The sequence below is a fragment of the Anaerobium acetethylicum genome, assembly GCF_900096945.1.
GTDB lineage: Bacteria > Bacillota > Clostridia > Lachnospirales > Lachnospiraceae > Anaerobium > Anaerobium acetethylicum.
The window spans coordinates 37,912-51,601 of the sequence record NZ_FMKA01000015.1; the positions used below are offsets into that span (position 1 = coordinate 37,912).

General features: G+C 45.8%; 10 protein-coding genes. 9 read left to right on the forward strand and 1 reads right to left on the reverse strand.

Going from position 1 to position 13,690, the window contains the following annotated elements:
- Positions 1 to 9 precede the first annotated feature (9 nt).
- The 4 genes from BJR36_RS12040 (at position 10) to BJR36_RS12060 (ending at position 6,914) form a co-directional block, all read left to right on the forward strand.
- Positions 10 to 2,004 (forward strand): alpha-glucosidase, encoded by a 1,995-nt coding sequence (locus BJR36_RS12040; RefSeq protein WP_091234639.1) that lies wholly within the window; start codon positions 10 to 12, stop codon positions 2,002 to 2,004.
- Positions 2,005 to 2,097: 93 nt separating this feature from the next.
- Positions 2,098 to 3,438, forward strand: a complete 1,341-nt coding sequence (locus BJR36_RS12045) for a fucose isomerase (RefSeq protein ID WP_091234735.1) — start codon at positions 2,098 to 2,100, stop codon at positions 3,436 to 3,438.
- Between the two features lie 451 nt (positions 3,439 to 3,889).
- Positions 3,890 to 5,899: an A/G-specific adenine glycosylase gene (mutY, locus tag BJR36_RS20070; protein WP_139133550.1), complete on the forward strand. Its 2,010-nt coding sequence runs from the start codon at positions 3,890 to 3,892 to the stop codon at positions 5,897 to 5,899.
- A gap of 334 nt (positions 5,900 to 6,233) precedes the next feature.
- Positions 6,234 to 6,914, forward strand: coding sequence for a YczE/YyaS/YitT family protein (locus BJR36_RS12060; RefSeq protein WP_207648859.1), 681 nt, complete (start codon positions 6,234 to 6,236; stop codon positions 6,912 to 6,914).
- Between the two features lie 88 nt (positions 6,915 to 7,002).
- Here BJR36_RS12060 and BJR36_RS12065 read toward each other — a convergent pair whose 3' ends face one another.
- Positions 7,003 to 7,392, reverse strand: coding sequence for a (deoxy)nucleoside triphosphate pyrophosphohydrolase (locus tag BJR36_RS12065; protein ID WP_091234642.1), 390 nt, complete (start codon positions 7,390 to 7,392; stop codon positions 7,003 to 7,005).
- A gap of 385 nt (positions 7,393 to 7,777) precedes the next feature.
- Here BJR36_RS12065 and ade point away from each other — a divergent pair, with 385 nt between their 5' ends.
- The 5 genes from ade (at position 7,778) to BJR36_RS12090 (ending at position 13,673) form a co-directional block, all read left to right on the forward strand.
- Positions 7,778 to 9,514: an adenine deaminase gene (gene ade, locus BJR36_RS12070; RefSeq protein ID WP_330387914.1), complete on the forward strand. Its 1,737-nt coding sequence runs from the start codon at positions 7,778 to 7,780 to the stop codon at positions 9,512 to 9,514.
- 360 nt (positions 9,515 to 9,874) lie between these two features.
- Entirely contained in the window at positions 9,875 to 10,774 is a 900-nt protein-coding gene (locus tag BJR36_RS12075) for a Fic family protein (RefSeq protein WP_207648862.1), read from the forward strand.
- Between the two features lie 344 nt (positions 10,775 to 11,118).
- Complete coding sequence (locus tag BJR36_RS12080; RefSeq protein WP_278276589.1) at positions 11,119 to 11,379, forward strand: aldose epimerase family protein; 261 nt, start codon at positions 11,119 to 11,121, stop codon at positions 11,377 to 11,379.
- A gap of 204 nt (positions 11,380 to 11,583) precedes the next feature.
- Complete coding sequence (locus BJR36_RS12085) at positions 11,584 to 12,246, forward strand: Crp/Fnr family transcriptional regulator (RefSeq protein ID WP_169823677.1); 663 nt, start codon at positions 11,584 to 11,586, stop codon at positions 12,244 to 12,246.
- 374 nt (positions 12,247 to 12,620) lie between these two features.
- Positions 12,621 to 13,673 carry a PocR ligand-binding domain-containing protein gene (locus BJR36_RS12090; RefSeq protein WP_091234652.1) on the forward strand — a complete coding sequence of 351 codons (1,053 nt, stop codon included), beginning with the start codon at positions 12,621 to 12,623 and terminating at the stop codon, positions 13,671 to 13,673.
- Positions 13,674 to 13,690 lie beyond the last annotated feature (17 nt).

The following is a 13,690-nucleotide window of genomic DNA, read 5'->3' on the forward strand; positions in this document are numbered from 1 at the left end:
GGAGGCACTATGAAATTTAACGTAGAAGAAAATGGGTTTTCCCTGTCATCTCAGGGAAAGACAATACTTGAGCATTCTCCTGAAAGGCCAATGATTTATGTTGGCAAAGGAGAAGAAAGTCTGGAAATGTACCGTGGGAACTTTGATATTGAAGACTATGTGATTGAAAGATATGCTTTGAAACATGCAAAAATCGATCAGGCGGATTCGGCGGTACGCGTGAGCTTTCCAAACGAATTGGAACTGATCATTCAGATAACAGATGGAGCTGCAGTCATGAATATCGTGCTGCTGAACACGGAAATCAACCGTTTCTGGATCAGGGTAGCAGCAGATGCAGATGAAAAATGTTACGGCTGCGGCGAGCAGATGTCATATTTTAACCTTCGCGGACGCTCCTTCCCGCTTTGGACATCGGAACCCGGAGTAGGACGCGATAAGACTTCCTTAATGACCCTGAAGTATGATCTGGAAAGCAAAGGCGGCGGAGATTATTACAATACGAACTACCCACAGCCCACATTCGTATCAACAAAGAAATACTATCTGCACATCGATACAACCGCATACTGTGATTTTGATTTCACGCATTCCGCTTACCACGAGCTGCAGGTCTGGGAAGTTCCGAAACAGATCCGCATCGAATCTGCTCCTTCTTATCTCGAGCTGGCTGGTAAAATCACAGAATTATTTGGAAGACAACCGGAACTTCCGGATTGGATATATAATGGAGCAATTCTTGGCGTACAGGGAGGTACAGAACGTTCTTTCGAGCTTGTTGACCGTTCGATTCACCATGGAATACCGGTTGCCGGCGTGTGGTGTCAGGACTGGGAAGGAAAATTAGTTACTTCTTTTGGCCTTCGCCTGCAGTGGAACTGGCAGTGGAACAAGGAACTGTATCCGAATCTGCCTGAGAAAATGAAGGAATACAAAGAAAAAGGCATCCGCTTCCTGGGTTATATCAATCCGTACCTGTTAGAAGGGACCGCTTTGTATAACGAGGGAAAGGAAAAAGGATATTTTGCAACAAAAGAAGATGGCAGCGACTATCTTGTGGATTTCGGGGAATTCTACTGCGGAGTTGTGGATCTGACCAATCCGGATGCTTATGAGTGGTATAAGAACAATATCAAGCGGGATCTGATCGAGTTTGGCCTGGACGGCTGGATGGCCGATTTCGGAGAATACCTTCCGACAGACCTGAAGCTGAGCAACGGCGTTTCGCCAATGCTGGAACACAACAAGTGGCCGGTAAGATGGGCCCAGTGCAATTACGAAGCATTAGAAGAAACAGGAAAATTAGGCGAGATCGTCTACTTCATGAGAGCAGGCGGAGCCGGCATTCAGAAGTACTGTCCGTTGTTATGGGCAGGCGACCAGAGCGTGGATTTCTCCATGCATGACGGCCTTGCAACAGTCATTGTCGGCGCTTTAAGCGCGGCTATGATGGGATGCGGCCTTCATCACAGCGATATCGGCGGATATACTTCGATCTATGATAATCTGCGTACCAAGGAACTGTTCCTGCGCTGGACAGAAATGGCGGCCTTTACGCCGGTCATGCGTACCCATGAGGGCAACCGTCCGGCTACGAATTTCCAGTATTACGACGATGTTGAGACCATGGAAATATTCGCAAGGCTTACAAAGGCTCATGTGGAACTGACACCTTATATCAAAGAGCTTGTGAAGGAAAATGCAGAAAAAGGAATTCCTGTACAGAGGCCTCTGTTCATGCATTATGAAGAAGATGAAAATACTTATGATATCCAGACTTCCTACCTGTTTGGACCTGATATGCTGGTGGCACCAGTTTATCTGGAAGCCCAGACGAGCAGAGAGCTCTATCTTCCGGAAGACGAATGGATCCATTTGTGGACTGGAAAAAGCTACAGAGGGGGAATTGTTACTGTTGAGACTCCGATCGGGTATCCGGCGGTATTTTACAGGAAAGAGTCCTCGAGGGCGTCATTATTTGAGAGCATAGGAAAGAACTATTAGGCGGAATAATTTGTGACTATGAAGGATCTAGTCCTGAATGGTTTCAACAAGTTCACGATTACTGGAAATTCCAGAAGAAAGGTGGTTTTTAACATGTCAGAGTTTCAAGTGGCTTATATCCCTGTTGGGGTGCCGACTTTCCATATAGAGAGCGCACAGGCGGAATTTGAAAAATCAAAAGAGCTCATCTCCGGTTTAACGGCTCATGGAGTATATCCTGAAAAGATGCTGCTTTCCATAGAGGATCTGTGTGCATATCTGGACACGATCAACCCGAGCTTGATCATCCTGCAAAACATTACATTTGCCAATTCGGCTTATCCAAGCGAAGTGTTAAAAAGATTCTCCTGTCCTGTCCTTCTCTGGACACTGAGAGAACCTGTTATCGACGGAGGGCGTCTGAGGCTCAATTCCCTGACCGGCGCATATTCGGCAGGCAATTCCCTGATGTCATTCAGGGATGGGAACTTCGAGTACATATTCGGCGGTACAGATGAACAAAAAGTGATCAGCAAGATCAATGCAACCATACAGGCGGCAAAGCTGAAAACGGAACTGGGCAGCCTGAAGCTGGCGTCAGTCGGCCACACGCCTCAGGGATTCGGATTTGGACGTGCTCTGGACATCGACATGCTGAAGGTGTTCGGCGTGACACTTGAATCCATAGAAGCGCGGGAGCTGATCAACAAGGCGATCGGATTTACGGATGAAGAGTGCGAGTCCTTCTTGCAGGAAACAAAAGAACATACTGTCGGCCTTGATGCCACTCCGGAAAAGAACCGCAAAGACTTTGCACGCTTATACAAGGCATACAAAGACTATGTGACGGAGAATAAGATCGGCGCGCTTTCTTCTCGCTGCTGGCCGGACTTTTTCACAGCCTTTGGAACGCCGGTATGTACCGTGCTTGCAATGCTGAATGACCTTGGGATTCCGGCAAGCTGCGAAGCTGACGCCTATGGCGCATTATCCATGTACATGGGAACACAGCTTACAGGCGCTCCTGTTTTCTTTGGTGATCCGGTATCATTAGATGAAGAAGAGAACACGATTACATTCTGGCACTGCGGCACAGCGGCATGTTCTCTGGCAAACCCGGATACAGGCGCCCAGGTCGGCGTACATCCCAACCGTAAGCTGGGACCTACCATGGAATTCGGCTGCAAGCCTTGCGAAAAGGTGACAGTATTCCGCATCGGACGTAAGGCGGACGGAGCCTTCAGATTCTTTCTGCTTTCTGGCGAAGCGCTGGATAAGCCGAAGCAGTTCAGCGGGACTTCGATTGTTGTAAAAACGGAAGCGCCATCTGATGAAATCGTATGCAGAAGCGTGAAAGAAGGCTGGGAGCCGCATTTTATCGTTATCTACGGGGATGTGAAAGAGCAGCTGGAAGTGCTGGCTCATATGCTGGGTATTGAAGTGTGCAAATACTAAACGGCTGACGGCATGCGTCTGGGGAATGAAGATGCACCTGGTGAAGGAAGGTGCATGGGGCGCGATGCTGAAGGTTTGAGGGTATGGTATAGGAATAGAGTGATTGTTTGAAAAGATAAGGGACCGGCCGCAAAAGTAGTTTTGCGGCTGGTCTTTTTCGGGTTTTTCGTGAATCTTCCGGGAATGGGTTGGGGAGGGGGAGCTGATGTGGCGAAGCCGCTTTATTCGTAAACGGGTTCTGTGATATACTGTAGATATAAGTTAACGATTCAGTTATCCTGTACCGCAAGGCATTTTTATGCTGGATTTGTATAAAAACCCGAGAAATGCATGCGCAAAATTGATGGTTCTGCAATTTTTGTGCATCATATGTGACTATGAAGGACATAGTCCTGAATAGTTACGATATAACAAAGAACCACGCGTAGAAACAGAAAGGAAATAAGCAAGAATGTTATATGAGAATACCACACGGGGAACTTTTTTGGCCAGGCCCAACAGGTTCATCGCCCACGTTGAAATAGATGGCAGGGAAGAAGTCTGTCATGTGAAGAATACAGGAAGATGCAAAGAGCTGCTTCAGCCGGGAGTTTCAGTTTTCCTTGAGAAAAGCAGCAACCCTGCCAGGAAGACGAACTTTTCGCTCATCGGGGTGGAAAAAGGAAACCGTCTGGTCAACATGGACTCACAGGCCCCCAACAAAGTCGTTCACGAATGGCTGAAAAAAGGAAACCTGTTTCCTGGTGCCACAAAGATCAGGCCGGAAACAAAATACGGAAATTCCAGATTCGATTTTTACATAGAAGAAGGCGACAGGAAGATCTTCATGGAGGTAAAAGGGGTCACCCTGGAAAACCAGGACGTGGTCCAGTTCCCGGACGCCCCAACCGAGCGGGGAGTGAAGCACATCAGGGAACTGTGCCAGGCTGTCCGGGACGGCTATGAGGCCTATGTATTCTTCGTGGTGCAGATGAAAAATGTGAACTATTTCACGCCCAATATGGAAAACCACAGGGCTTTCGGCGAGGCCCTGATCGAGGCGGAAAAATGCGGGGTCAATATCCTGGCTTATGACTGCCATGTGACGGAGGACTCATTGGATATAAGGGACAGGGTGGAAGTGCGGCTGGAGGCGCCGGGAGGCTTGGAAGACCAGAATAGGCTGGAATCTATGGATAGTCTGGAAGACCAGAACGGTTTGGAATCCCCGGAAAGCATGGAAAACCAGAACGATCCAGAATCTCAGGAAGGCCTGGACGGGCAAGAGGTTCAGACCCGCCTGGGCAGGCTGGCAGCCCTGCTCCTGGCCTGGTACGATGCCAACGCCCGCATCCTTCCGTGGCGCGAAACAGCCACCCCATACAGGGTCTGGATATCTGAAATCATGCTGCAGCAGACAAGGGTCGAAGCCGTGAAACCCTACTTTGAACGGTTTATGAATGCTCTCCCGATGATACAGGACCTGGCAGAAATCGAAGAGGAAGCCCTCCTGAAACTCTGGGAAGGCCTGGGCTACTACAACAGGGCCAGAAACCTGCAGAAGACAGCGAAAATAGTGGTCAAAGAATATGGCGGGGAGCTTCCGCCTTCCTATGAGGAACTGCTGAAGCTTCCCGGAATCGGGAGCTATACGGCAGGCGCCGTCTCCTCTATCGCATACGGGATTCCGGTGCCGGCAGTGGACGGAAACGTTCTGAGGGTGATTTCCAGGGTCATGGCAAGCGACGAGGATATCCTGAAGCCCTCTGTGAAAAAGAAGATGGAGGAGGACTTGCTGGCTGTCATGCCTCAGGACAGGCCGGGAGCCTTTAATCAGGCTTTGATGGAAATCGGCGCCATGGTCTGCGTCCCAAACGGAATGGCGAAATGTGAAGAATGTCCATTGAACCAGATCTGCAGGGCAAAGGAGCTGGGAATCGTTATGGAGCTGCCTAAAAAAACACCAAAAAAATCCAGGAAAATCGAGAAAAAGACCGTTCTGGTCATCAGATCAGGCGATAAGGTGGCCATCAGGAAACGTGATAAAAAGGGCCTTCTGGCCGGATTGTATGAGTTTCCAAATGTGGAAGGCCATCTGTCGGAACAGGAAGCACTTGAGCTCGTAAAGAAAATGTCCTTTTCTCCTATCAGGATCCAGAAGCTGGAGCCGTCGAAGCATATTTTTACCCATAAGGAATGGCATATGATTGGGTATGTGGTGAAGATAGAGGAAGCGGAGATGATGGAGACAGGTGGGATCACGGGGACAGTTGGAATCATGGGGACAGATGAGATCATGATGACAGATGAAATCATGGAGCCTGACGAGGTTCGGGAGAAGCCGGAGGAAAATGACGATACGGTGCCGGCAGACTGCATTTTTGTCGAGGCAAAGGAATCGGAAGAGGCTTATCCTATCCCGACGGCGTTCCAGGCATATACGAAGTATATGAATATAAGGCTGGGGAATGAGAAATATTAATGTTCACTTCGTGAATATGAACGCGCTTAGCGATGCGCGAAAATGGTGCTAAGCTCAACATTTCGCGCTACAGGACTCGGGTTTTCTACGACGTTCGTTTCTCCACATGCACAAAAAACACCTCGCGCAAGCTGATATGAGAAAAATAACTGAAAAATATCCGTTAAAAAAGTAACTATCTAAAAACCTTGACTTTATTGTCAACCGTAGAATACAATAAACAATACATGACCCGACACTTTCAGCATCAGACAGTGTTGGGTCTTTGATTTGAACCTGGCAAGCAGCGTAAGCGGATTATGAATATCTGCTATGAACATGAAGGAGCATAAAAATGAAATTACACACAAGAATACTTTTATATTTAACCGGTCTGGTGATCTTGGCATTCGGAGTCGTGCTGAACACGAAAACGGGCCTCGGGGTATCGCCGATCAATTCGGTTCCTTATAGCATCTCCACCATAACAGGCCTGAGCCTGGGTACGGTGACTGTGATCATGTATTCGGTCTATGTGGTTCTGGAGAGCCTTCTTCTGGGAAAGGATTTCAAACCGGTTGTCCTTCTGCAGCTGCCCTGCGGTATGGTTTTCGGCAGATTTACGGATATGTTCGTATCCATGATTACCATCAAGGCAGAATCCATGGCAATGCGCCTGGTGCTTCTGGCAATGGCAATATTCTGCACTGCCTTGGGAGTCGTGATCACAATCAGAATGAACATCGTGCCGATGGCTCCGGATGGACTGACCCAGGTCCTGGGAATGAGGCTGAAAAAAGATTTCGGTTTTGCGAAAAACCTGTTCGATTTTGTTTCTGTTATTGCCACATTGGCTATAGGCCTGATCTTTGGAGGCAGAATCATCGGAATCGGACTGGGAACGGTGATTGCGGTTGTTGGAATCGGAAGAACGATCAGGCTGATCAATGGAGTCATAAATTCAGTTAAGAGAAGGCGCGAACAGACAGAACAGCCGCAAGCCGGTGACACAGGGTGTCTGGATGGTGAATCATGATGAACAGGCAGATAAATTACCAGAACCCTTAAATAGCGAAAACAGAAACAGGACCACTTCGGAGTTTTGGAAGTGGTCCTGTTTCTGTCTATTCCGCCAGCTTTTTGATTTCGTTCACAACTTCAATATCCGCCGGAAGCCAGTCGACAGAGTCGATTTCCTGGATGCCCAGCCATTTGGAATCGCTGTGCTCCAAAAGGGTCAGATTTCCGTTGGTCACCGAGCACAGATAGCAGTGCATGGTAAGGTGGAACGCAGGATAGTCATATTCAATGGTCATAAGGAATCTGTCCACTGAAATGTCGGTTTCCAGTTCCTCGCGGATTTCCCGGACGAGGGCGTCTTCCGGAATCTCATCAGGTTCGATCTTTCCACCGGGGAATTCCCACCAGCCTTTGAACTCGCCGTAGCCACGCTGGGTGGCGAATATTTTATTGTTCTTTTTGATAATTGCTGCAACAACGTTTATGGTTTTCATTGTGTGGTCTCCTCGTATGTTGATTCTAACTGATTTTAAAATAAATGGCAGAAAAGGCAGAGGTATGCTGAATTCAAAGCTGCTTTTTATGAGATGGGTTTATTATAGTATTTGTGGGAGGGAATTTCAATGGGGTTGTCTTGGGAAAAATGGTACCTGACACCATAAACTTTGACACCATAAACTTTATTTAATGGTGTCAGGTACCAGAATGGGTACCAGAATTACGTTGGAAAGAACACAGATGAGATTGACAAAAGAGCGATCCCTAGCTACAGTGAATATAGAGAGAAGTCCGGTATATCAAACCCGGATGATGGGAAAAAGATTCTGTAATGAGTGATAAATATAGTTATGTTATGATACTGAATACCAGGAAGGGGCAATGAAAATGAATTATAAAGACTATCCTGCCATGTCAAGAGCGGCACGAGGCTTGGAAAAAGCAGACCTGGTACTGAAGAACGGAAAAGTACTGAACGTATTCACGGAAGAATTCGTGGAGGCCGATGTTGCAATCTGCAATGGAACGATTGTGGGCGTCGGATCCTATTCGGGAGTCAGGGAGATTGACTTGCATGGCAAATATGTTGTACCAGGATTTGCGGACAGCCACCTTCATCTGGAGTCCACGCTTGTGCAGCCCTTTGAACTGATCAACGAAGCCCTCAGATACGGGACCACGACTTTTATTGTGGATCCCCATGAATCGGCAAACGTGGCGGGACTGGACGGAATCGATTATATACTGGACCAGACCTCCGATGTGGCGGCAAACGTTTACGTGATGGTGCCGTCCTGCGTTCCGGCTGCGCCATTTGAGGATAACGGCTTCATCCTGAACCCGGCTGAAATGAAGAAGTACCTCGACAATAAACGGATCCTGGGACTTGGCGAAGTGATGGACTGCAAGGCGGTCATTGACGGCGAACCTCTGATGATGGAAAAGCTCGAGATGTTCCAGTCAAAAAATATGGACGGCCATGCCCCGTTTCTGAGCGACCAGGATCTGGCGGCTTATGCGCTGGCAGGAATCAGAACGGACCACGAATGCTGCGATTACGAATATGCAAAGAAGGAATGCGGAAACGGCATTTATGTGCTTATCCGGGAAGGAAGCGCCGCAAAGAACCTGGAGGCTATCGTTACGGGAATCGTAGCGGACAACGCACCCATGGAACGGTACTGCTTCTGCACGGATGACAAGCATATCGAAGAAATAAAAGAAGAAGGCCATATAAGCGCCAACGTGAAAAAGGCAGTCAGACTAGGGATTCCTCCTGCGAAGGCCCTGAAAATGGCCAGCTGGCAGGCGGCCTCCTGCTACGGCCTGAAGCACCTGGGAGCCATAGCGCCCGGGTACCAGGCAGACCTGGTATTGCTGGACGACCTGGAAGAGTTCCGGATATCCGGTGTGTTCCACAAGGGCAGGAATATCGAGGAATATGAAGCGAAAGTCAGAATCAGCTGTCCGGATAGGATCAGGAATACCGTTCGGGTAACGGATTTTGACAAGAGCAGACTGGAAATCCGTTCCGATGGAAAAGAATTTCCTGTAATCGGCATCATATCTGGCCAGATCGTCACGAAGAAGCTGCTGGAAAAACTGCCGGAAGAAGAGGGAAGGTTTGTTCCGGATGAAACCTATAGCAAAATTGCCGTGGTCGAACGGCATAAGGGCACCGGGAAAGTGGGCGTCGGTGTGATCAAAGGCTTCGGAATCAAGCACGGGGCAATTGCCTCAAGCGTGTCCCACGATTCCCATAATATCATCGTAGTCGGCGACAATGATGAGGATATGGTGGCGGCAGTACAGGAACTGGTGGAAAAGCAGGGCGGATATACCATAATCAGCGGCGGCAGATCGGTCGGAACCCTTCCGCTTCCGATCATGGGGCTTATGAGTGACGCGGGGCATGAAGAGGTTGGAGAAAAACTAAAAGGCATGATTCAGAAGGCCCATGAAATGGGCGTGAATCCGGGAATAGATACTTTCATCAATCTGTCCTTTATGGCGCTTTCTGTGATACCTGAAATCAGGATTACTACACGGGGGATCTATGATGTTGTGGAAAACAGGTTCTATGGGCGGGAAGGATGCTTTGATAAAAGCTGTTTTTGATTGCAGAAAGTGAATAATAGAAGCATAAATAAGTCCAGGTTTTTTGATATGACCATATCAATATCATTTGCCCTGGACTTATTTTAATAGGTGCAACTTATGCCCGATTATCCAATTCAGTTTCATAGAGGATAAACTTCTAATTGGAAAAATGGGAAAAATGGTACCTGACACCATAAACTGCAGTTTATGGTGTCAGGTACCAGAATTGCTAAGCAATAAACCATCTTGCTGAAAATATTTATATTAGTAAAGAAAATTATAAATAAATTTACCAAAGCAAAGATTTTTGGTATAATGATGACAGAAATATTTTAGGAGGTAAAGAAAATGGGAATCCGATATGATGGGCTTTTCATAATGCTCAAAGAAAATGGAATCACAAAAACAGGCCTTCAGAAACGTCTGGGTCTGTCTTCCGCAACCATGGCAAAGTTATCGAAGAATGAGAATGTGGCAATGAAGGTCATTGAAGATATCTGCAGAGAGCTGAAATGTCAGCCGGGCGACATCATGTCAATGACCAGCGATTCACCGCCAAACAAGCTGCTCTCTGTTCTTAAGGAAGAGAAGGAAATGAAGCTGAAGGGCGGAATCTACCACCAGACACAGATCAAACTGGCCTACAATTCAAACCGCATCGAAGGCAGCATGCTTTCAGAGGATCAGACAAGATACATCTATGAGACAAATACAATTGAAGTGAAGGCGGATAAACCAACAAAAGTAGATGATATCATTGAGACGGTCAACCATTTCCAGTGCTTCGATTATATGATCGACTGTGCAGAAAGCGAGCTGACGGAAAGTATCATGAAAGAATTTCACCGGATTTTGAAAAGCGGTACTTCGGATAGCCGGAAAGACTGGTTCCGTGTAGGCGATTACAAAGCAAGACCTAATGTAGTGGGAGATATGAGGACAACGGCACCCGCCAAGGTTCAGGGCGAAATCAGAAAACTGCTTGAGGAATACAATGAAAAGAAGAGCATTAATATCGATGATATCATAGAGTTTCATTATCGGTTTGAGACAATCCATCCATTTCAGGATGGCAATGGACGGGTGGGGAGGATGATCCTGTTCAAGGAGTGCCTCAGACATCACATTATTCCGTTCATCATTGATGAGGAACATAAACTGTACTATTATAGGGGACTGAAGGAGTATCCGAATGAAAGAGGGTATCTGACAGATACGTGTCTTTCGGCTCAGGATAGATATCGCGAGCTGATGAAATATTTTTTTGAGGAAGAATGAGCTGATGTATCCGTTAGGGTGTAGAACTTGAATAGAGCCAATAATGGTCAAAAGAAAAATGAAGGGACTATCCGTTTCCATCCCTTTTTTTGTATGTTAAAATGAAATTCATAAGAAAAATGGTACCTGACACCATAAACTGCAGTTTATGGTGTCAGGTACCAAAATTATGGTGTCAGGTACCAAAATTTGTGCTCTGCCATAAGGCAGAGCACTTGCTTAATTATTGAGTGTAAATTGCTAATTTTCGGAATCAATACTAAATATGGGCTGCAGATGAGTGTGACAAATCATGGAGCAATTTTAATGAATTTATTAAGTACAGGATCGGAACTGTCAGGCTGATTGCTGCAGTATATGAGCAGAAAAGTGGAAGAAAAATGGAGGTTTTCTCAGATCTTCCAGGGGTTCAGTTCTATTCGGGAAACTTTTTGAAAGGCGAAAAAGGGAAGAATGGTGCTATATATGAAAAAAGACAAGGCTTTTGCCTTGAAACCCAATATTTCCCCAATGCCATTCGTGTAGGCCATTTCCTTTCTTCAATCCTGAAGAAAGATAAGGAATACCATTCAAGAACGATTTATAAATTTGGAATGGATATCTAAAGAGGTAAATAAGTGGAAGAACATGCTGACGAAACTCTTGCCAAATGGTTGAAATTTGTATATAATGCACAAAAACAATAAGTATAAAACATATAAAACGGCGAAACGAACATAACTCAACTAAAAACATGACATATGTCATGTTGATAATCGCCCGGAACAAGTATACTGTAAACAATCGAGAGGGAAAAATGCATGAGCTCAATGAACAAAGAAGAACTAATGAAAGAGTACACAGTAGCTGGAGAATGGATTGCTGGGATGGCACAGTCCTATTTAGATCAATGCAAATTATTGAAGATACAAAAAGGTGAAACTATTTTTCGTGGAGGCAATGAGTTGCAATATGTTTATATTATCTTTCGGGGAACTGCTACGATATCCAGCAGCAATATAAAAGGTGATGAGATGAATGTGGTTTTTGCTGAACAAGGAACCATGATAGGAGAGGTGGAAACCATAATCGGATTGGAGTGGCGGATATTCAATGCGAGTGCCTTTACAGAGTGTGTTCTTTTTGCGATTCCCCATGTGGTATTTAGGAAATGGAGTGATCAGGATGTTGATGTCTGCAGAAAATTGAACCACATGTTTGCACAGAAACTGTATAAAGTAGCGTCTGCGGCAGTGCATTATAATCAGGCAAAAGCCGAGATCCGATTGAAACTATTTCTCATTTACCATGGGGAAGGAAAGGTTAAAGAGACCAGAGAGGAATTGGCAAAGGTATGTGGAGTCAACGTAAGAACAATATATAGAATAATAGAGAAAATGGAAAATGATGGTTTTATCAATATAAAAAATGGAAAAATTGAAATTACAAAAGCACATATTTCTAAAATGCAAAAGCGCATTGCGGAAGAATAGCAAAGTTTATTTTTTTGATACCCGCTAAGAGAGCAGTGAAATCAGAATCCCTATCCAGCGAGGCATAATCAATAACGGTGGTCATGACGGCGGTTGTTGCAGCTTCTGGACAAGGGATTTTTGACTGTAAAAACCGCAAACGACACATTGGAAATTTCCTGGTAAAGCAGTCAGAGCGACTAGTGCACTGACACATTGATATCTTGATAAATAACTTGCCTTAGTTTCCATCTGCGGCGTTGTCGTCAATCAGCGTAGCCACCGCTACGCCTCATTCCTCCGTCTTGCAGAATGAAAACTAATTCAGCGTTATTTGTTTAAGTGTCAATGTGTCAGCACACCAGAGTTATTACGAAGCGATAGGAGTAGGATATATGGAAACATCAATAAACCTGAAAGATATTTTTGACATGGAACAGTGGGAAAGTTTGCAGGATGCATTGGCACATGAGACTAAGATGGCGATTGTTATGGTGAATTATAAGGGAGAGCCTGTGACGAAGCACAGCGAATGCCATGAGTTCTGCAAGCAGGTCAGGAAGGATGAAAAACTGAAATCATACTGCCAGAGATGTGATGCCATAGGCGGATTCGAGGCTATGAGGAACAAGGGACCTTTTGTTTACAGATGCTATTTTTCCATTGTGGATATTGCCATTCCAATCGTAGTGAATAAACGATATGTTGGAGCTGTTATGGCGGGTCAGGTCAGGATTCTGCCGGAAGAACAGGAAGAGGTGGAGGAGATCCTGCATCCCTCTAATCAGCGCCTGATTGATAGTAAGAAGGAGGAACTGGAGGAGCATTATAGTAAACTCCCGTTCCTTTCCCGTGGAAGAATCAGGGTAATTGCAAATATGCTTCACTATTTATGTAACTATCTCTGTGCAGAGTCAGCAAAAAAACAGGAGGCTATGGTTATTCAGAAAGCAGCTTTCAGCAATCAGGGGGCTATGGCTATTCAGCAATCAGTTTTCAGCAATCAGCTGGCATATGCGGAGGAGGATGTTGATGCGGGCTGGATTATTGATGCGGAGGTAAGCGAAGCGGGCGCAGGAAAAGATGAAATATCCAGCTACATGGGGAGCGGCTACGATTCCTATCATGAAATCATTAAAAAAGTATTCCATTACATCTTCATGCATAAAGAGGAACGTCCTTCTCTAAAAGACATGGCGGATCACTGCCACGTCAGTGTGGGATATCTGAGCCACCTGTTTTCTAAAGAGGTTGGAGAAAACTATTCTGTATTTATACAAAGGTTAAAAATTGACTGGGCAAAGGCGATGCTGGAGACTACAGATGTCGGAATTGCAGAAATTAGTGAAAAACTGGGTTTTGGCGATACGGGATATTTCATAAAGGTATTTAAAAAGCATGTGGGAGCAACTCCCCTGGTGTATAAGAATTACAGCAGGATAAAATAGTATTTTCGTGTTAATTA

Coding starts and splice junctions, on each gene's coding strand:
- BJR36_RS12040 (WP_091234639.1), top strand. CDS start 10: ATGAAATTTAACGTAGAAGAAAATGGGTTTTCCCTGTCATCTCAGGGA.
- BJR36_RS12045 (WP_091234735.1), top strand. CDS start 2,098: ATGTCAGAGTTTCAAGTGGCTTATATCCCTGTTGGGGTGCCGACTTTC.
- mutY (WP_139133550.1), top strand. CDS start 3,890: ATGTTATATGAGAATACCACACGGGGAACTTTTTTGGCCAGGCCCAAC.
- BJR36_RS12060 (WP_207648859.1), top strand. CDS start 6,234: ATGAAATTACACACAAGAATACTTTTATATTTAACCGGTCTGGTGATC.
- BJR36_RS12065 (WP_091234642.1), bottom strand. CDS start 7,392: ATGAAAACCATAAACGTTGTTGCAGCAATTATCAAAAAGAACAATAAA.
- ade (WP_330387914.1), top strand. CDS start 7,778: ATGAAAATGAATTATAAAGACTATCCTGCCATGTCAAGAGCGGCACGA.
- BJR36_RS12075 (WP_207648862.1), top strand. CDS start 9,875: ATGCTCAAAGAAAATGGAATCACAAAAACAGGCCTTCAGAAACGTCTG.
- BJR36_RS12085 (WP_169823677.1), top strand. CDS start 11,584: ATGAACAAAGAAGAACTAATGAAAGAGTACACAGTAGCTGGAGAATGG.
- BJR36_RS12090 (WP_091234652.1), top strand. CDS start 12,621: ATGGAAACATCAATAAACCTGAAAGATATTTTTGACATGGAACAGTGG.